Below are 18,050 nucleotides of genomic sequence, written 5' to 3'. Positions count from 1 at the left end.
ATAGGTGTTGTTACTCGTCGCCCGTCGTCGCGTCGACAGATCCGTCCGCAGAATCCCCGTCTCCGTCGGCCGATTCCGCGTCCCCGGTCGTCGCGTCAGCACCGTCCGAGCCGGCCTCCGAGACGGTGGTCTCGTCGGCCTCGTCCTCCCCGCTCTCGGCGTCCGTGATGGACGCCTCCGCGATGCGCCGGTCGACGTCGAGCCCGGCGTCCTCGGCGAGCGCGTCGAGGATGACCCGTTGCTCCTCGAGCTCCTGTTCGATCCTGACGACGCGGTCGCTCGAGTCGTCGATGTCGTCCTCGATGCGGGCGAGCCGCTCCCGGACGTCCATCAGCTGTGCGTAGAGCTGCTCCGCGCGGTCGGCGAGGGTCTGTAGCGCCTTCGCCTTCGAACCCAGTCCCATACCCGGCCATGCGCACTCCGGGGTGTTGTGCGTTCCGCCTCCGTTCCGGTGGGACGGCTCGCCCTTCGTCGGGCTTATGCGGGCCGCACTCGGAGCCACCGACATGGTAGACGTCCGGACGCCACCGACGGTCGGCATCGCCGCCGGAATCGGGTTCGTCATCGCCGTGTTCGCCCCGTACGTCGCGCTCTCCGCCTCCGGTGTGGCCGCACTGGAGACGTACTACGGCTACGGGCTGGTCGCGCCGACGTACCTGACGCTGTTCGCGCTCGTCGGCATCATCGTCCTCGCGGCCGGGCGCGAGGCACGAACGGAGCCGGACCTCGCCGCCGGCGTGGCGCTCGTCATCGGGCTCACCGCGACGCTGCTGACGCTGCTGTGGGCCACCGCGCTCGAGGAGAGCGTCGTCCAGAGCATCGGGACGGAGACGTGGCTCGCGTACCACCGCTGGGTCGTCCTCGCCCTCGGCGTCGTCTTCACCGCCGCGAGCGTGTGGTACGCGGACGTCATCGGCGTCCTGCGTCCCTGAGGTCCCGGCGACCCCGCCGCCGCCGGTCGGTTTCCGAGTCGAAAAGACCTTAAGAGGCAAGCGGCTACGGTGGAGTGGACTAGGTCGGGCAGTTAGGCCCTGCTCGAAACCCGCGGTATGGTCTTTAGCGGGGACCGAAGCCCGTGGGCGTCCGGTCAGACGCGGCCGGGCCCCGGGAGCCAACGTGGAAGCCTCGTCCGTCGGGGACGGCGGTCGTCGGGTGGTGCCCGCAGGGGCGCTCGCCCGACGTTGGTCGGCGGCACAGGGTCAGGCACGGAAGTGAGCAGCCCACCGTCGGACACCCGTCGCTCGATGGGTCGCGGGGTGGAGAAGGCCACCGGGATTCCCCGGTCGTGAACGCCGGGCAATCGCGGGGTCCACCATTCATATCGCATTCTCACACGACCAGCCGAGGCGCTCCCGTGCCAGCTGTTGGAACGTCGTCCGACCGCCGAGCCGTCGGCTCGCGGCCTCGGAGACGTGAAAACGGGTGTGCCGCTCAGTCGTCGGCCGGCACGTTCGCGAGCTGTTCGACCTCCAGCGCGCCGCCGACGGTGCGGTTCGGGTAGGGGATGTCGATGCCCTCCTCGTCGAACCGCTCCTTGACGGCCTGGACGTACTCGCCGCGGGTCTTCACGAAGTCCGCGCGCGAGGGGTTCTCGATCCAGATGCGCGACTTGAGCCCGACCGAGGAGTCCCCGAGCTCGGTCAGCCGGACCGACGGCTCCGGGTCCGCGAGGATGCCGTCGTGGTTCGCCGCCTCCTCGAGGATGATGTCGGTCGCCTGGTCGATGTCGTCGTCGTAGCCGATCCCGAACAGGAACTGGAGCCGTAGCGTGTCCTTCGCGACCGGGTTCTTGACGACGTTGCTCGTCAGCTGGGAGTTCGGCACCGTCAGCAGCTCGTTGTCGAAGGTGCGGACGCGGGTCACGCGGAGACTGATGTCCTCGACGATGCCCGAGTTGCCGTTCCACTCGATCCAGTCGCCGATGCGGAACGGCTTGTCGGTGAAGATGAAGACGCCGGAGACGAAGTTCGCGATGATGTCCTGCATCGCGAACCCGATGGCCAGCGTCGCCGCCGCGCCGATGGTCGCCAGCGCGGTCAGGAAGTCACCGAAGCCCGCGAACCCGAACGCGACCGCGACCGCAGCGAAGACGACGACGAAGTGGACGAGCTTCCGGATGGGCAGCTTCGCGTGCCGGTCCAGCCCCCGGCGGTCCATCACGCGGTTCGCCAGCGGAACGACGACGATCCGGCCGAAGACGTACACCCCGACCAGTGCGATGAAGAACCGGACGACCTGGGCCAGCAGCACCGCGAAGCCACCGCGGATGCCGACGTCCCACAGTAGGCCGCCGATTCCATCCGGTCGCCCACTCTGGAGCACGATCTCACCGAACATCAGTGGTAGACTGCGGTGTTCCCCCGGGTCTCGATGAGCTCGGCGTCGACCAGCTCGGCGAGCTCTTCGGCGAGTTCCTCCGTCGAGGTGCCGCCGCGGGCCGCCCGCAGGAACTTCGCCTTCACCAGTTCGCTCGATTTCAGCTGGTCCTCGAGCTCCGCTGTCACCGACTCGATTCCGCTCTTGCCGACCCAGACCGTCACGTCGAGGTCGTGCGCCTGCTTTCGAAGGTCCTCTCTGCTCATTCGTGGCTCCGGCTTTGCAGTCCAGCGGTTTGAATGTTGTTCCAAACGGCCGTGAGAACCGCTACAGTGCCGCCGCTCGCGGCCGTCTCCGGGGCTCACCTACTCGTACGGGTACCGGGCCTGGGCCCCACAGTCGCAGGTGACGACCACGTGCCCGTCCTGCAGCCGCACCCGCGCGTTCGCCCCCGGTACGAGGTAGGCGTCGCAGGCGTCGCAGGTGAACCGCTTGAACCGGCGCGGGAGCGACAGCCGGTTCCGCTCGGCGATGCGTCTCGCCAGCCGGACGTAGTACCGGCCCCTCTCCGCGTCGCCCGCTCTGGTCGCTTCCCGGGCAAGCCGGTCGAGTCGTTCGATCCGCTCCGCCGCGACGCTCATCGGTACTGCGACGTTGTCTGTGGGTCGGCAAAGGGCTACCGTTGTCTGGCCGTGCGTCGGGACGAGCAACACGCCGTGCGTGCGGCCTCGACCGTTGCTCGTCGCCTTAGGCTCACCATTCGGGAGAGTTGCGCGCGTCGGCCTCGTCGTCGGCCAGCGGCAGCGTGACGACGAAGACGGACCCGCGGGGCTCGTTGTCCGCGATGGTGACCGACCCACCGTAGCCGTCGACGAGGCTGTCGACGAGGTAGAGACCGATGCCGGTGCCGGGACTGTCGATGCCGTGTTCGCCGCGACCGAAGACGGTCTCCTTGCGAGTGTCCGGGATACCGGGGCCGTCGTCGGCGACCGAGACGACGGCGGCATCGCCGTCGTGCTCGACGTGCAGCGTCACCGTCGGGCTGTCGCGGTCGTGGTGGATGACGGCGTTGCTCAGGAGGTTGTCGAACACCGAGGAGAGCATCTCGTTCCCGCAGACCGTGACGGGCGGGAGGTCGCCGTCGACCTCGAACGTCGCGTGCTCGAACTTCTTCCGGTTCTTGGCGAACTGTTCGCGGAGCACGTCGTCGAGACGGGTCGGTCGCGTCGGGAACTCCTCGCCGCGCGTGATCGCCTCGGCCAGGTCGCGGACCTCCTTCGTCAGCTCGACGGTGTGCTGGACGGCGTCGACGATGTTCTCGTAGGATTCGCGCCCCTCGGGTGCGACGTGTGGCTCCAGCTCCTCGGCCCAGCCGAGGACCACGTTCATGTCGTTCCTGATGTCGTGGCGGAGCACCCGGTTGAGCACGTCGAGCTCCTCGGAGAGCTCGGTGAGGCGCCGCTCGCGTTCCTTCTGTTCGGTGAGGTTCCGGAGGACGGCCACCGTCTTGCCCTCGTAGCGGACGAACCGGGCGTCGACCGGTACGCGTCGGCCCTCGCTGTCGATGAGGTCGAACGTCTGGCGCTCCTCGGTCGACGCCGGCCCCTCGATGCGCTCGAAGGTGGCGGCCAGTCGCTCGCGGTCCTCGGGCGCCACGTACTCAGACTGGAAGTCGGCCAGCTTCCACCCCAGCAGTTCGTCACGCGGGCGTCCACTCACCTCGCCCACACGCGCGTTCGCGTCGATCAGGACCCGGTCGGCGTCGAAGACGTAGACCGCGTCCTGCAGGGCGTCGTGTGGTCCCTCGAGGACGGGGTGGTCCACCGAATCGGTCATACACACCGTAGGACACACCCGATGTAAGAACTGTCGGCTCGGTGAGTCAGTAGTGGCCCATCACGCCCTCGCGCCGTGCCCACCGCTGGCAGTAGGTGAACGCGGCGAAGCCGAGCCCGAGGTAGAGCGCGGCGGTGAGGACGAGCACTCCCAGTTCGTCGGCGGGCAGGTCCCAGAGAGCGATGCCGTCCTCCATCGCGCGTCGGAGGAGGTAGCTGCCCTGCGCCAGCGGGAGCCACTTCAGGACCGGATACTCGGCGACCGGGGCGGAGATGAGCCCGATGAACACGAACTGGACCAGCTGGAAGGCGTTCTCGATGCGCTTGAACCGGATGGCCAGCCCGCCGAAGACGAAGCCGACGCCGACCGCCGGGAGGATTGCGAGGGCGCCGAGCGGGAGCACCGTCAGCGGGTCGAGTGCGAGCGACTGCCCGGTGACCAGCAGCATGAACGCGAGCGTGGCCGCTCCCCACAGGAACGACTCGGCGAGGTTCGTGAGCGTCTTCCCGAGCATCACCCGACCGAAGCCGAACGGCGACATGAACAGCTGTTCGAGCGTCCCCCACTGCGCCTCCCTGGTCACGTTCCAGGCGAGCCCGGAGTACGCCGATATCGACAGGCTCCAGAGCAGGTAGCCGACGACGAGCCCGCCGGTCGTGTCCTCCATCGCCGCCGGTGCGAGCGCCTGCCCGCCGAAGAACAGCACGAGGAACACGAGGAAGATGGTCCCGAGCATCGAGAGCGTGTTGACCGGGTAGCGCCACAGCAACACGAGTCGCTTCCGGGCGGACTGACGGAGGAATCCGAGGTAGCCCCGGAGCCCGGTGTCGACGGTGGCCGCCTCGCCGACCGTGCTCACGCGTCGTCACCCCCGTTCGCCCGCCCCGTGACCTCGAGGAAGACCGTCTCCAGGTCGGGGTCGTGCCCGTCGATGTCGACGAGGCCGAGGTCGGCGTCGCGGAGCACGTCCAGCACGTCGTAGAGGGCGTCCCCGTCGGTGAGGATGACGTCGAACCCGGTCCGATCGCCGGTCTCGGTCCAGTCACCGGCGTCGAACTCGCGGTCGAGGCGGCTGCGCGTCGCCTCGGTGACCGGTCCCTCGACGGTGACCCGGTAGGCCTGCGTCTCGAACACCTGCACGAGGTCGTCGACCGGGTCGTCCGCGATGACCGACCCCTCCGAGAGGATGACGACGCGGTCGCAGATGTCCTCGACGACGTCCATGTCGTGGCTGGAGAGGACGATGGTGATGTCCTCCTCGTCGGCCAGCCGTCGGAGCTCCCGACGGAGCTCGAGCGACGCCTCTACGTCGAGTCCGAGCGTCGGTTCGTCGAGGAACACCACGTCAGTCCCACGGGCGAGGGTGCACGCCAGCGACACCTTCTGCTTCTGCCCCCGCGAGAGGTCGTTCACCGGGTCGTCGGCCTTCCCGGCGAGGTCGAAGGCCTCGAGGAGCCGGTCGTGGCGGTCCCGTGCCCCGGAGACGGACTGGCCACCGAGGGCTGCGAAGAACTCGAGGTTCTCTCGCACGGTGAGCTTCCAGTAGACGTTCCGGGCACCCTCGAGCATCGCGCCGACGTGGCGGTACACCTTGCGGGGGTTCTGGTGGGCGTCGACGCCGGCGATCTCGCTGCTGCCCGCGTCGGGCAGGACGAGTCCGAGCAGCGACTTGATGGTCGTCGTCTTCCCCGCGCCGTTCGGACCGAGGACACCGACCGTCGTGCCGCGCTCGATGGTGAGGTCGACGTCGTCGACGGCCCGGATGGCGTCCTCTCCGTCGCCGTACACCTTCGTCAGCCCCTCGACCGCGATGGCCGGTCTGGATTCTGACGCGTCGGGGTCGGCCGTCGCCTCCAGCCGTCCGTCGAGGGACGCGTTCGTGTTCATGACCCTTCGTTGTGGAACCCGGCCATTAACGGTTTTCAGAACGGCGTTTCTGTAAGATATATTACCTTCTTGGTCGAAACTCTTTGGAGCCCGCGTCACGGCGAACGAGTATGGGAACAGGAGACGGCGACGAGTCCGGTCCCGGCGACCGACCCGTCCCGCCCGACGAGCCCACGCCTCCGGCCGACGCCTTCGAGCTCCTCGGCCACGAGATCAGGCTCGCGACCATCGAGGCACTGGCCGAACAGCGCCGGGAGTCGTGGCTCCCCCAGGGCCTCCGCTTCTCGGAGCTCCGCGAGGCCGTGGGCGTCCGCGATACGGGGCAGTTCAACTACCACCTCGACCAGCTCCGTGGCTCGTTCGTGAACCAGTTCGGCGACGAGTACGTCCTCACGAACGCCGGCTTCGAACTCGCCGGGGCGCTCCGGGCGGGGACGTTCGACCAGACCGCCGACGACGTCGAACGCCGGACCGAACTCGACCGCAGCTGTCCCGTCTGCGACGACTCCCTCGACGCCGTCTACGAACACGGCTACCTCAGGGTCCGCTGTCCCGAGCACGGCCGGATACTGACGACCACCCTGCCGCCGGCCGCGGTCAGGGGCCGGGAGATGCCGGCGGTCGTGGCGCTCGCGAACGCCCGTATCCGCGACCAGGTCCAGCGGGTCCGCGCCGGCGGCTGCCCGCACTGCTGGGGCCGGAGTACGGTGACTGCACCTGCCGTGCCGAGCGACGCGTACCTCCGAACCATCGTCGGCGAGGCGGCCGAGGCGGCCACCGCCGGCGCCGACTCCGTGCCCGAGTACGACCCCGAGGCGGACGCCGTCCTCGCGGAGTGCAGCTGCGACGACTGCGGGATGCGGTTCTGGCTCCCCGTGTCGATCTGCGTGGCCCACCACCCCGCCGTCGTCGCGTACTACCACGACCACGGCGTCTCGATGGACGGCGACTACCTCGCCATGCCACACGCCACCGGCTCGAACGGCACCGTCGTCTCCGAGGACCCCGTCCGCATCGAGGTGACGGCCGCCGTCGCGGCCGCCGAGGAGCAGCTCGTCCTCACCCTCGACGCGGAGACCGAGGTCGTCGACCAGCGGCTCACCCCGACCGACTGATTCACTGGAGCCGCTTCGTCGTCTCGACCAGCGGGTGTCGTGCGTAGTCCACGACCTGTACGTCCTCCAGCGACTCCAGCCCCTCCTTGCGTGCCGTCTCGGCCATGCCCAGCTCCAGCGGCTCGTCCACCACGATGACGTACGCGTCCATCTCGGTCATGTCGAGACGGTCGGCCGCCATGACGCGGTGGTGGCCGTCGGCGAGCAGCAACGTCCCGCCGTTGTCGATGACGACCAGCGGTTCGGCCAGCCCGCGCTCTAACTCGTAGCGTCGCCCCTCAAGCTCGTCGGCGTACACCTTCTTCTGCGTGGGGATGAGCCGGCCGAGTTCGACCCGACGGCGCTCCTGGTCCAGCGTCACGCCGTGGATGTTCTCCAGCGTGCGGCGGAGCTTGCCGACCTTCTCCGGGGTCGCGCGCTCGATCTGACTGCGGATGACGTCCGCGTTCGAGATGATGCCGACGAGGTTCCCCGCATCGTCGACCACCGGCAGCTTCTGGATGCCGGACCGGAGGATAACCCGGGCGGCGTCGGTCACCTTCATCTCCGGGTGGGCGACGATGAGGTCGGTCGTCATCACCTTGAATATCGGCTCGTCGTCGTCTGCGAGCAGCAGGTCGCGTGCACTCACGAACCCCTCGACGCGCCGACGGTCACAGACGGGAAAGCCGCTGTGCTCGTCGCTCTCGTCGATCCGCTCGGCGACCTCTCTGACCGTCGCGTCCGGCGACACCGTCACCACGTCCTGGGTCATGTAGTCCCTGACCCGGGGTTTCCCGTGGTCACTCGGCTCCTCGTCCATGGGCACCGATAGCCGTCCCGCGGGCAAAAAGCTGCGTTCTCACGACGGTAGTCCCGTCAATTTTTCAAAACATTCATGTTGCACAGACCAGTTTCTAAGTTTATACCAGCAGTGTACGAGAAGGTAATCGGCATCGTCGTCGCGTTCCTCACCACGCTGTGGTCGTGGGTCGCCTTCGCCGCGACGATGGCGCTGTTCTCGGGGGACCGAGCGACGACCGCGATTCTGGGGAACAACGCGCCAGCGGCGATGAGAAACAGTCTCCGGTCGGAGATCCCCGGCTACTGGGGCACGTTCGTCGAGACCCTCACGTTCGGTGACCGGCAGTCCTGGGTGCTCTTCGATGGAACGTCCGGCTGGGAGGTCGTCGGACAGTTCGGCGGTCGCACGATCAAGCTCGTGGCCGTCGCGCTGGTGCTCGCACTCCTCATCGCTGGCCCCCTCGTCGTCCTCTCGCAGGTGGACATCGGCCGAAAAGTCGTCGCCGGTCTCGGGCTCCTCGGTGGCATCCCGACGTTCGTCTGGTGTCTCTTCGTGTTCGACGTCGCGTCGGACCCCGGCAGCCACATCCGCGCCGAGACGTACCCGGAGATGGTCGTCCCCGGTGCGACGCTGGCGCTCCCGCTGGGGCTCGGGCTGGCCCACATCGTGAGCCGGTACGACGTGACGGCTGTCAGGACGACGGTCCGCGACGTCCTGCTCGACGGGTGGCTGTACGTCGTCTGGGTCCCCGGTGCCATCGCACTGGTCGAACTCGTCTTCGGCGTGAACGGGTTCTTCTACGTCTGGTTCCAGGCGCTCATGCAAGGGGACTTCCCGCTGTTCACGCAGCTCTCCTCGGTGGTGGTCGCGGTCGTCCTCTGCTGTGCGTTCCTGCGAGACGTCGTCCTCGCGGTCACCCTCCCGGGGAGCACGTCGTCCGCTCCCACCCGGGGCGTCGCCGCGGACGGCGGCAGCACCTCTATCGTGTCGCCACTGGTCTCCGCAGTCCGGAACAGCCGCATCACGCAGGCAGGGCTCGGCCTGTTCGGTCTGCTGTTCGTGGTCGGAGTCGTCGGGTCACAGCTCACCAGCCGCCCGGAGCGATGGGTGAACAGGCAGACCGTGCAGCCGTATCAGCTGTTCGACGCGCTCGCCGCCACCACGCTCACCGCCGCCACCGTGTTCGTGGTCGCGGCAGCCGTCGGTGTCGGACTCGGCCTGCTCACGACCGAGACGCCGCTCCCTCGTCACGTCACACGGATACTCGACCCCGTCGCGAACCTCCCATTCGCGGTGCTGTTCATCGCCGGCGTCGTCTCCCTCGAGTCACCGGACCGGATCGTCGCACACCTCCTCTTCGGCGTCGTCGGTGGCCTGGCGGTGGCTCCCATCGTCGCCCGACGGTTCGAACGCGAGGCGATGGCGGGACGGGACGAGCGGGCCGTGCTGGCGTCGACGGGAGTAGCCCTCAGCGGTGCAGTTCTGGTGGTCTTCACCGCCGGAGAACTGAGTGTCCTGGGGCTCGGGCTCACCGATCTCTGGATGGGAGCCACCGACGTCACCCTGGAGTCCAGACTCTGGAGCTGGGTCGGTGTCCTCGCCGTGCCCGCGACCACGCTGTTCCTGCTCGGAGAGGGGGTCCGCCGTCACGAACCGACCGATGGCACGTCCCCATCCCAGGACACGCGGTAACCAAAACTGTTATTTTCCAACAACTACACCGCGACATTATGTCGGACATCGACCGGCGGTTCGTCGACGTGATCGTCGCGGTCGTCGCGGCGGTCGTCACGTGGGTACTGTGCGCCGCGACACTCTCGCTCCTGGTCGACGCGGACGCGCTCTCCCGTGCGCTGCCCTTCGAGCTGTCGGACTTCGCCCGGTCATACGCTGTCGAGAGCATCGGCGCCCCCGAGGTCTTCTGGAAGGCCGTCACGCTCAGCTCGTTCCGTCCCCCGAGCGACCGGTCACCGTGGGGGACCATCGAACCCATCGTCGAGACGGCCCCGACCACGCTGCAGTTGCTCACGATGACCGCGGGGGTCGTGTTGCTCGTGGCGGTTCCGGTCGTCTTGCTGCGCTATCTCACGGCGGACCGCCGCGTCGGCTTCGCGGTGGCGATGCTCGGGGGCGTCCCGTGCATCGCGATGGTCTGTCTCCTGGCGGGGACGTTCGCACCTCCCATGAGAGCCATCACCGTCGACTCGGCCGAACGGCTGACGATGGCGTCGGTCGCACTCGGACTCCCGGTCGGCCTGGGTCTCGCTCGTCTCACGTCCGTGTACCTCCACAGCGACATCGAGCGGACGGCTCGGACCCTCCTCCTCGAGGGCTGGCTCTACGTCCTCTGGCTCCCGGGCGCGCTCTTCGTCGCTGAGGGGCTCTTCTACACGGAGGGGAGCACCATGTTGCTGCGGCGATCGCTCCGGTCGAACCAGATCCCACGACTCGTCCAGAGTGCTTCGCTGTTCGTCCTCCCGGTTCTCGCCGCGGGCCTCTACCGTGACGTGTTGCTCGCGTTCCTCCGTCCAGACCCTGGCCACGACCCGTCGAGTGCCGGGACCGTCGCCGACGGCGGCACCCCGCCGGTCCGCCGGCCGCTCGTGCGTGCAGTCCGTTGGAGCCGGGCTGTCCAGCTCGGAGGTGGTTCCCTCGTGGCCTTCCTGCTGTTCGGACTCGTCGGCACCCTCTCACTGTCCAGCGGTGCCGAATCGCCGGACAGCCCACCGCTCGCGGTGATCGCTGACGGGCTATGGATGGGCGCCGGCACCGCCCTCGTCGGCTTCGTCGTCGCGACGACCGTCGGCCTCGGGCTTGCCGTGGCCGGCTCTCGGCGTGCTGGCTGGCGGCACCTTCCGCGACTCCTCGCCCCGTTCGGTCTGGTGCCGACGCTCCTGTTGCTGCTGCCGGTGCCCATGCTGCTCGCACCCGTCGGAGTCCACCTCGTCGCGCCCCTGTTCGGGACCCTCGGTGGCCTCGCCACGGGGGCTGTCGTTGCGCGACGCTACCGGTACGGGGTCCGGGACGAGGACAGTCGCTCTCCGGCACTGGCCGCGGCGGGAATCGCGACCACGGGTGCGGCACTGGTCACCTTCACCACCATCCAGCTGATGCTCATGGTCCCCGGTACCCCCTTCTCGTACTTCGTCCTCGCGTACGAACTCGACACGCTTGCCGTGCCCATCGCCGTGATGTTCGGTCTCCCGGCCGTCTCGATGTTCGTCCTCGGCGAGGGACTCCGCCGGTCCGCCCAGTCCGCGTGACTCAGTCGGTCCGCTCGTCCCCGTCGAGCGGGATACCCCGCGGCCGCGGCTCGCGCACGACACCGCTCTTGCGCGGCCGTTCGTACCACGCATCGAAGAACCGGTCGGTGATGACGTCGCGGATGGCCGCGTCGCGTTCGCCCTCGTCCTCGAACTCGCCGAACGCCTGTGTCACGGGGATCTGCGCGCCCGCCATGTCCGCGTGCCCGCCGGCGCTGCCGATCTGGTCGAACGCAGCCCGGAGCGTCTCCCCGAGGTCCAGCTCGGTGCCGCGGGCGCGGGCCGAGAGGTACGCCGTGCCGTCGATGAAGCCGTACACCAGCGTACAGGTGATGCCGTCCATCGTCAGCAGCTTGTCCGCGGCCTGCGGGAGCGCGTCGCGGTCCGAGAGCGAGCCGACGCCGGTGACGAGCACTGACCCCCGCACCTCGCGGTTCTCGATGGCCCTGGCGAGCGTGTCGAGGGTCTCGCCGTCGACGCTCGGCGACTCGATGCGGTCGAGCACCGCCTCGTCGACGTACGGGAGCAGCCGGGCGGCGGCCTCGAAGTCCAGCCGCGAGGCCTCCCGCCTGAACTCCTTGGTGTCGACCTGGATGCCGTACAGCAGTGCCGTCGCGATTGACTCGTCGAGCGGAACGCCCAGCCGGGCGAAGTGGTCGGTCAACAGCGTGCTCGTCGAGCCCACGTCCGTCCGGAGGTCCTGGTACCGTCCCTGAACCGGGCCACGTGGGGGATGGTGGTCGACGACGATGTCGACGTGGAGCTCCTCGGGGAGCTGGTCGTTCACGCTCGGCCGGGCGTGGTCGACCAGCGCGAACCCACCGAACTCCCCGAGGTCGTCCTCGGGGCCGAGCGTGCGGAGGTCGAGGTCGAGGAGGTTCACCATCGCGCGGTTCTCCTGATGGGAGATCTCGCCGTAGTAGCAGGCCTCGGCGCGGGTCCCCGTGGTCTCGGCCAGCCGACACATGGCGACGGCGCTCGCGATGGCGTCCGGATCCGGGTTGTCGTGCATCACGACCGCCAGCGTGCCGTCGATGTCGGTGAGCACCTGCCGGAGCAGGAGCGAATCCTCTGCCGCGTCGCCGGAGATCTGCTCGGTGGCTCGCGACGCAACCACGGCGGTCGGGTCGACGACACGGTCGACGACCGACCGGAGCTCGTCGATATCTCCGCCGTCGCCGGCGTACGCGAGGATGAACGCGTCGGGGAAGCGACGACGCGCGGCCGCAGCGACGCGCTGGTTCCTGTCGCCGTCGTCGCTCGCGACCACGACCACGTCCGCGTCGTCGAGAGCAGCCAGCGTCGCCGGCTCGACCGGGTCACCGGTGGTCGCGTCCACACCCTCCTCGCGGAGGGTCTCGACACGGCTCTCGGTGGAACAGATGGCTCGCGTCGTCCCGGACCAGCCCTCGGTGGCCTCCAGCAGCCGCTGGCCGACGGCCCCGCAACCGAGGAAGAGCCGGGTTACCATACTCCGGTGGTTCTACTCAGCGGGCTAAAACGTATCGACACGAAGGAGAACCGCGGTCGGCCTACAGCAGTGCCGCGGCGGCCTCGACGGCTGCGTCCGACACCGGGCCGAACACGCCGTACATCGCGGTCGTGACGACCGCCGCGAAGATGACGGCGGCGTACAGCCCGACCGGCCGGCTCGAGATCTCGAGCGGCGGCTTCTCGTCGGGGCGCTCGTCGAACCAGAGCGCCTTGACGAGCTTCGAGTAGTAGTAGAGGCTCACGGCGCTGTTGACGATGGCCACGGCGGCCAGCCAGACGAACCCGCTGTTGACGGCCGCACCGAACAGCAGGTACTTGCTGAGGAAGCCACCGAACGGCGGCAGCCCGGCCAGCGAGAACATGAACACCGTCATCGCCACGGAGGCGACCGGTGCCTGCCGACCGAGGCCGGTGAAGTCCTCGAACGTGCGGCCGACGTCCCAGTACTCCGCCAGCGCGATGAACAGGAACGCCCCGGTGTTCATGAACCCGTAGACGAACAGGTGCATCATCCCGCCGGCGAGCACGAACTGTCCGGCCTCGATCTTCGCGGTGGCGGACGCACCGCCACCGGAGAGCGCGGCCAGCGACATCAGGACGTAGCCTGCGTGCCCCACGGAGGAGTACGCGAGCATCCGCTTGACCTTGTCCTGGGTCACGGCGGCGAGGTTGCCGAGCGTCATCGTGACGACCGCGAGGATCTGGAAGACGAGCACCCAGTCCGCACCGAGGACGATGAACTCGCTCCCACCGACGCGCAGGAACGCCTCGGTGAACACGCGGAAGGCGATGACGAAGCCGGCCGCCTTCGACGCCGACGAGAGGAACGCGCTGATCGGTGCGGGCGCGCCCTCGTAGGCCTCCGGCGCCCAGAAGTGGAACGGGACGGAGGCGGTCTTGAACGCGATGCCGCCGACGACCATCACGACGCCCATGCCGAGCAGACCGGTGAAGTCGCCGGTGATGGCGTTCTGGACGGCGGTCAGCTGGAGCGAGCCGGTCGCGGCGTACACCAGACTGACACCGTAGGCGAAGATAGCGCTGGACAGCGCGCCGACGAGGAAGTACTTCAGCCCCGCCTCGACGCTGCCCTTGTTCTTCTTCAGGAACGCGACGAGCGCGTACGACGGCAGCGACGCGAGTTCGAGCGCGACGAACACCGTCACGAGCGAGTTCGCCGACGCCATCAGCGTCATGCCGGTCGCCGCGAGCAGCACCAGCGCGTAGTACTCCGCCTGATAGCTGTGCCCGGCGAGGTAGTTGTAGCTCGCGAGGGTCACCATCGCCGTGACGCTGGCGACGATGACCGCGAAGAGCAGGCTCATCCCGTCGACGACGAGCGCGTCGCCGAACGGGTTGACGGGCTCACCCTCGAAGGTGAACAGGTACGCGGCGGCGATGCCGAGCGCACCGACCGCGCCGGCAGTCGCCAGCCCCGCGATGAGCCGGCGGTTCTCGGAGCCGGGCTCGACGAACAGCGCGAGCGCGAACATCGCGAGCAGCGTGAAGCTGACGAACGACCAGCCGGCGGGCCCGAGCCCGAGCGCGTCGGGCAGGGCGATTGCGACGCCGGCCACACCGAGCGAACCGAGCAGCGACAGCACGGCGATGGGCCCCTTCGTCGAGGGGCCGATGCTGTCGACGTAGAGCACGAGCAGGCCAGTCAGCCCGAGCAGGAACGCCGGGGCCAGCGTGAGCCAGGTCGTGTCCGCCATCAGGCACCACCTCCGACGAGGTCCGCGACCGGTCCACTCGCCTCACGGATCATCTCGAAGAAGATGTCCGGCTGCGAGCCGAGCACGATGATCAGCACGAGCAGCACCGCGAGCGGTGCGATGTCGTGCAGCGGTGCGCGACCGACCTCGTAGTCGGTCTCGAGACTGAACTCGCCGAACAGCGTGCGCTGCATCGCAAAGAGCAGGTAGCCGGCGACGATGACGATACCGAACATCGCCACCGCGGTGAACGCCGGCAGCAGGTTGTAGTTCGGGATGTCGAACGCGCCGGCCTGGAACGCCCCCAGGAACACGTAGAACTCGGCGGCGAAGCCGGACATGAGCGGGAGGCCCATGTAGCCGAACGCGCCGGCGATGAGGATACCGACCGTGTACGGCATCTTCGACGCCATGCCGGACATGTCGGTCACCATGCGCGTGTGGGTCGTGTTGTAGATGACCCCGACCGCCATGAACATCAGCCCCGAGATGAGGCCGTGGGAGATCATCTGGAACGTCGCGCCGCCGACGCCGTACAGCGTGTAGGCGGCGAGTCCGAGGATGACGTATCCCATCGAGGAGACGGAGGAGTACGCGACGATGCGTTTGAGGTCCGTCTGTGCCAGCGCGAGCATCGCGCCGTAGATGATGGAGATGACGGCGAACGCGGCGATGATGGGCATGTTCGCCCGGGCCACGTCCGGCAGCATCGTGAAGTTGAACCGCAGCAGCGCGTAGGTCCCCATCTTCAGCAGGACGCCGGCCAGGAGCACCGACACGGGCGTCGGTGCCTCGACGTGGGCGTCCGGCAGCCAGGTGTGGACCGGGACGACCGGGACCTTCACCGCGAAGCCGGCGAACAGGGCCGCGAACGCGGCGACCTTCAGCGTCTCGCCGCCGACGAACGCCAGCTCGTCGGGCTGGACGTTCTCGACGACGAGGGCCTGCGTTGTCTCCGGCAGCGCGAACGTCGAGACGGCGTCACCGAGCCCGAAGACGAGCGCGGTGTAGCCGACGAACATCACCAGCGAGGCGACGTTCGTGTAGACGAACATCTTGATGGCCGCGTACTTCCGGCGCGGGCCACCCCAGACACCGATGAGGAAGTACATCGGGACCAGGACGGCCTCCCAGAAGACGAACCAGACGAAGAAGTCGAGCGCCGAGAAGACGCCGAGCAGCCCGGCCTCGAGGAACAGGATGAGGCCGTAGAACTGCGACTGACGCTCGTCGATGGGCGTCCACGCGCTCACGAGGGCGAGCGTGACGAGTACTGTCGTCAGCACGACGAGCGGCATGCTGATGCCGTCGAGGCCGACGAACCACTCGATGTCCGGCAGCGGACCGAGTGCGAGCCAGGTCTCCCGGCTCGTGAACGCGGTCTCGCCGCCGAGCAGCGCGTTGCCTGTTGCGTCGTACGTGGCCCACATGCCCAGACTCCCGACGAGGGGAATCAGGCTCCAGGCCGTCGCCAGCTTCGCCGCGTAGCGGTCGGAGCCAGCCATGACGACGAGCGATCCGACCAGTGTGACTGCGATGAGTGCCTCTATCGTTCCGTTCATCATGCGAACCACCCTCCTGTGACGCCGACGATGAGCAGCAGGGCGACGAGGCCCAGCGCGAGCAGCGCGGCGTAGTTGGTGACGATACCGGTCTGGATCCGCTTGACGTACGAGCCACCGGTGAGACTCGTGCGACCGACGCCGTTGACTACGCCGTCGATGATGCCCTGGTCGAACCGGTCGGCGACCTTCGCGAGGGGCAGCGTCAGCCCCGAGGCCAGCCAGACCTGGTACTCGTCCTGGTAGTAGTTGTTGTACCAGAGCGTCTTGAGACCGCCGAGCTTGTCGGTGTGCTCCTCGGGCGTGGGGTCACGACCGTACAGCGCGTACGCCAGCCCGACGCCAGCGACGGCCAGGCCGAGCGAGAGGCCAGCCGAGATGAGCACGGTCACCGACTCGCTGCCGAAGGCGGTCGCGTCGGCGGTGTAGCCGGCGCTGTCGTGGAGCACCTCACCGTAGTGGTGTGCGGTCAGGTTCGCCACCAGCTCGGACTCGGAGTCGAGGAACTGGTGGAGGTAGTCGATGCCCTTGATCCCCAGCACCTTCTCGACGGGGACCATGTTGACGACGCCAGCGACGGTCGCCAGCCCGCCGAGCACCGCGAGCGGGCCCTTGACGTTCCAGCGGACCGGCTCCGGGTCGCGGGCGGTCTCGGTGCGTGCCTCGCCGTGGAAGGTGAGGAACACCATCCGGAACGTGTAGAAGCCGGTGAACAGCACCGCGAGCAGCCCCATCGCGTACGCGGCGAGGAGCATGGTACCGGTCGTCCCGGCACTGCCGAGGCCGTGGACGAGCACCTCGTAGAGGACCTCGTCCTTCGACCAGAAGCCCGCGAACGGGAAGATGCCCGCCAGCGCGAGCGAGCCCGCGAGGAACGTGTAGTAGGTCACGGGCATCTTGTCCTTCAGGCCACCCATGTCCCACATGTCCTCGTTGTGGTGCATCGCGATGATGACCGACCCGGCACCGAGGAACAGCAGCGCCTTGAAGAAGGCGTGGGTCATGAGGTGGAAGGTCGCTGCGACGTAGCCACCGCCACCCAGCGCGAGCATCATATAGCCGTACTGGGAGATGGTGGAGTACGCGAGCACCTGCTTGATCTCACGCTTGACGACGCCCATCGTCGCCGCGAAGAGCGCGGTGAACCCACCCGTGAGCGCGATGATCGCGAGCACAGTCGGGAGCAGCGCGTAGAAGCCGTACATCCGGGCGACGAGGTACACACCGGCTGCGACCATCGTCGCTGCGTGGATGAGCGCGGAGACGGGCGTCGGACCCTCCATCGCGTCGGGCAGCCACGTGTGCAGCGGGAACTGCGCGGACTTGCCGATGACGCCGCCGAGGACGAGCAGGCCGAGCACGCTGAACCAGGCCTCGGGACCGAACCCGAGGAACGTCGTCACCTCGGCCGCGCTACCGGCGAGCGCCTCCTCCGCGAGGATGGGGAACGCCGTCTGGCTCTCTGTGCTGACGAAGCGGGCCGTCCCGAACGTCGCGACGACGCCGACGACGCCGATGAGGAAGAAGTAGTCACCGAAGCGGGTGACGAGGAACGCCTTCTTCGCGGCCGACGGCGGGCCGTCCTGACGGAACCAGAAGCCGATGAGCAGGTACGAGCAGAGCCCGACCAGCTCGAAGAACATGAACGCCATCAGCAGGTTGTCCGCCATGACGAACGCGAGCATCGAGAACGTGAACAGCCCGAGTTCGGAGTAGTAGCGGGGCAGTCCGGTCTCGCCCTCGTCGTTCATGTAGCCGAGGCTGAAGACGTGGACGAGCATGGCGATGAGCGAGACGATGACGAGCATCAGCGCCGACAGCGGGTCGATGAAGATACCGAAGTGCAGCGGTACCTCCTCGGCCCCGGACCACGTGAACAGGTCCTGCTGGTACGTACTCCCGCCGGCGACCGTCACGAGCGCGAACAGCGAGAGCACGAGCGAGCCGGCCGTCGCGGCGATGCCCGCCGAGGCGCCCTTCTTCGGCATGTAGTCGCCGAGGGCGAGCGCGACGAGGAACGACGCGAACGGGAGCGCCACGATAGCGGGCGCGAGTTCGAATGCGAGTTCTCCTGCCAT

General features: G+C 68.2%; 16 protein-coding genes and 1 other RNA gene. 5 read left to right on the top strand and 12 right to left on the bottom strand.

Annotated elements, in window-relative coordinates:
* Positions 1 to 10: 10 nt before the first annotated feature.
* Entirely contained in the window at positions 11 to 403 is a 393-nt protein-coding gene (locus ACSG06_RS16390; protein ID WP_440991344.1) for a DUF5798 family protein, read from the bottom strand.
* 103 nt (positions 404 to 506) lie between these two features.
* Here ACSG06_RS16390 and ACSG06_RS16385 point away from each other — a divergent pair, with 103 nt between their 5' ends.
* Positions 507 to 932: a DUF7548 family protein gene (locus ACSG06_RS16385; RefSeq protein WP_440991343.1), complete on the top strand. Its 426-nt coding sequence runs from the start codon at positions 507 to 509 to the stop codon at positions 930 to 932.
* A gap of 72 nt (positions 933 to 1,004) precedes the next feature.
* An RNA gene (gene ffs / locus ACSG06_RS16380) (signal recognition particle sRNA) lies at positions 1,005 to 1,315 on the top strand.
* A gap of 116 nt (positions 1,316 to 1,431) precedes the next feature.
* Here ffs and ACSG06_RS16375 read toward each other — a convergent pair.
* The 6 genes from ACSG06_RS16375 to ACSG06_RS16350 all read right to left on the bottom strand — a co-directional run bounded on the left by ACSG06_RS16375 (position 1,432) and on the right by ACSG06_RS16350 (position 6,039).
* A complete protein-coding gene (locus ACSG06_RS16375) occupies positions 1,432 to 2,337 on the bottom strand; it encodes a mechanosensitive ion channel family protein (protein WP_440991342.1) in 906 nt (301 codons plus the stop codon).
* Positions 2,337 to 2,582, bottom strand: coding sequence for a YhbY family RNA-binding protein (locus ACSG06_RS16370; protein WP_256299532.1), 246 nt, complete (start codon positions 2,580 to 2,582; stop codon positions 2,337 to 2,339). Before ACSG06_RS16370 ends, ACSG06_RS16375 begins: the two co-directional genes overlap by 1 nt.
* Positions 2,583 to 2,681: 99 nt before the next feature.
* Entirely contained in the window at positions 2,682 to 2,957 is a 276-nt protein-coding gene (locus ACSG06_RS16365) for a ribonuclease P protein component 4 (protein WP_440991341.1), read from the bottom strand.
* Between the two features lie 112 nt (positions 2,958 to 3,069).
* A complete protein-coding gene (locus tag ACSG06_RS16360; RefSeq protein ID WP_440991340.1) occupies positions 3,070 to 4,152 on the bottom strand; it encodes a PAS domain-containing sensor histidine kinase in 1,083 nt (360 codons plus the stop codon).
* Between the two features lie 46 nt (positions 4,153 to 4,198).
* Positions 4,199 to 5,011, bottom strand: coding sequence for an ABC transporter permease (locus tag ACSG06_RS16355; protein ID WP_440991339.1), 813 nt, complete (start codon positions 5,009 to 5,011; stop codon positions 4,199 to 4,201).
* Entirely contained in the window at positions 5,008 to 6,039 is a 1,032-nt protein-coding gene (locus ACSG06_RS16350) for an ABC transporter ATP-binding protein (protein WP_440991338.1), read from the bottom strand. Before ACSG06_RS16350 ends, ACSG06_RS16355 begins: the two co-directional genes overlap by 4 nt.
* 110 nt (positions 6,040 to 6,149) lie before the next feature.
* Between ACSG06_RS16350 and ACSG06_RS16345 the strand changes: the two genes are divergently transcribed.
* Positions 6,150 to 7,154: a DUF7351 domain-containing protein gene (locus ACSG06_RS16345; protein WP_440991337.1), complete on the top strand. Its 1,005-nt coding sequence runs from the start codon at positions 6,150 to 6,152 to the stop codon at positions 7,152 to 7,154.
* 1 nt (position 7,155) lies between these two features.
* Here ACSG06_RS16345 and ACSG06_RS16340 read toward each other — a convergent pair whose 3' ends face one another.
* Positions 7,156 to 7,956: a CBS pair associated ParBc domain-containing protein gene (locus ACSG06_RS16340; protein WP_440991336.1), complete on the bottom strand. Its 801-nt coding sequence runs from the start codon at positions 7,954 to 7,956 to the stop codon at positions 7,156 to 7,158.
* A gap of 111 nt (positions 7,957 to 8,067) precedes the next feature.
* Here ACSG06_RS16340 and ACSG06_RS16335 point away from each other — a divergent pair, with 111 nt between their 5' ends.
* Positions 8,068 to 9,630, top strand: coding sequence for a hypothetical protein (locus ACSG06_RS16335; protein WP_440991335.1), 1,563 nt, complete (start codon positions 8,068 to 8,070; stop codon positions 9,628 to 9,630).
* A 38-nt stretch (positions 9,631 to 9,668) separates the two neighbouring features.
* Entirely contained in the window at positions 9,669 to 11,201 is a 1,533-nt protein-coding gene (locus ACSG06_RS16330; protein ID WP_440991334.1) for a hypothetical protein, read from the top strand.
* Between the two features lies 1 nt (position 11,202).
* Here ACSG06_RS16330 and ACSG06_RS16325 read toward each other — a convergent pair whose 3' ends face one another.
* The 4 genes from ACSG06_RS16325 to nuoL form a co-directional block, all read right to left on the bottom strand.
* Positions 11,203 to 12,672, bottom strand: a complete 1,470-nt coding sequence (locus ACSG06_RS16325; protein WP_440991333.1) for a DHH family phosphoesterase — start codon at positions 12,670 to 12,672, stop codon at positions 11,203 to 11,205.
* A gap of 61 nt (positions 12,673 to 12,733) precedes the next feature.
* Positions 12,734 to 14,410, bottom strand: a complete 1,677-nt coding sequence (locus tag ACSG06_RS16320; RefSeq protein WP_440991332.1) for an NADH-quinone oxidoreductase subunit N — start codon at positions 14,408 to 14,410, stop codon at positions 12,734 to 12,736.
* Complete coding sequence (locus tag ACSG06_RS16315; protein WP_440991444.1) at positions 14,410 to 15,972, bottom strand: complex I subunit 4 family protein; 1,563 nt, start codon at positions 15,970 to 15,972, stop codon at positions 14,410 to 14,412. The genes ACSG06_RS16320 and ACSG06_RS16315 overlap by 1 nt, the downstream gene beginning before the upstream one ends.
* Complete coding sequence (gene nuoL, locus ACSG06_RS16310; RefSeq protein ID WP_440991331.1) at positions 15,972 to 18,050, bottom strand: NADH-quinone oxidoreductase subunit L; 2,079 nt, start codon at positions 18,048 to 18,050, stop codon at positions 15,972 to 15,974. Before nuoL ends, ACSG06_RS16315 begins: the two co-directional genes overlap by 1 nt.

The sequence above is a fragment of the Haloarchaeobius baliensis genome (genome assembly GCF_052060055.1).
GTDB classification, from domain to species: domain Archaea; phylum Halobacteriota; class Halobacteria; order Halobacteriales; family Natrialbaceae; genus Haloarchaeobius; species Haloarchaeobius baliensis.
Note: the sequence above shows the minus strand (reverse complement) of the source record. Positions and strands in the feature narration are given on the sequence as shown.

Excerpts from the sequence above, each read along its gene's own strand:
- ACSG06_RS16345 (WP_440991337.1), top strand. The coding sequence starts at position 6,150 with ATGGGAACAGGAGACGGCGACGAGTCCGGTCCCGGCGACCGACCCGTC.
- ACSG06_RS16375 (WP_440991342.1), bottom strand. The coding sequence starts at position 2,337 with ATGTTCGGTGAGATCGTGCTCCAGAGTGGGCGACCGGATGGAATCGGC.
- ACSG06_RS16365 (WP_440991341.1), bottom strand. The coding sequence starts at position 2,957 with ATGAGCGTCGCGGCGGAGCGGATCGAACGACTCGACCGGCTTGCCCGG.
- nuoL (WP_440991331.1), bottom strand. The coding sequence starts at position 18,050 with ATGGCAGGAGAACTCGCATTCGAACTCGCGCCCGCTATCGTGGCGCTC.
- ACSG06_RS16325 (WP_440991333.1), bottom strand. The coding sequence starts at position 12,672 with ATGGTAACCCGGCTCTTCCTCGGTTGCGGGGCCGTCGGCCAGCGGCTG.
- ACSG06_RS16320 (WP_440991332.1), bottom strand. The coding sequence starts at position 14,410 with ATGGCGGACACGACCTGGCTCACGCTGGCCCCGGCGTTCCTGCTCGGG.
- ACSG06_RS16385 (WP_440991343.1), top strand. The coding sequence starts at position 507 with ATGGTAGACGTCCGGACGCCACCGACGGTCGGCATCGCCGCCGGAATC.
- ACSG06_RS16330 (WP_440991334.1), top strand. The coding sequence starts at position 9,669 with ATGTCGGACATCGACCGGCGGTTCGTCGACGTGATCGTCGCGGTCGTC.
- ACSG06_RS16315 (WP_440991444.1), bottom strand. The coding sequence starts at position 15,972 with ATGAACGGAACGATAGAGGCACTCATCGCAGTCACACTGGTCGGATCG.
- ACSG06_RS16340 (WP_440991336.1), bottom strand. The coding sequence starts at position 7,956 with ATGGACGAGGAGCCGAGTGACCACGGGAAACCCCGGGTCAGGGACTAC.
- ACSG06_RS16350 (WP_440991338.1), bottom strand. The coding sequence starts at position 6,039 with ATGAACACGAACGCGTCCCTCGACGGACGGCTGGAGGCGACGGCCGAC.
- ACSG06_RS16360 (WP_440991340.1), bottom strand. The coding sequence starts at position 4,152 with ATGACCGATTCGGTGGACCACCCCGTCCTCGAGGGACCACACGACGCC.
- ACSG06_RS16390 (WP_440991344.1), bottom strand. The coding sequence starts at position 403 with ATGGGACTGGGTTCGAAGGCGAAGGCGCTACAGACCCTCGCCGACCGC.
- ACSG06_RS16370 (WP_256299532.1), bottom strand. The coding sequence starts at position 2,582 with ATGAGCAGAGAGGACCTTCGAAAGCAGGCGCACGACCTCGACGTGACG.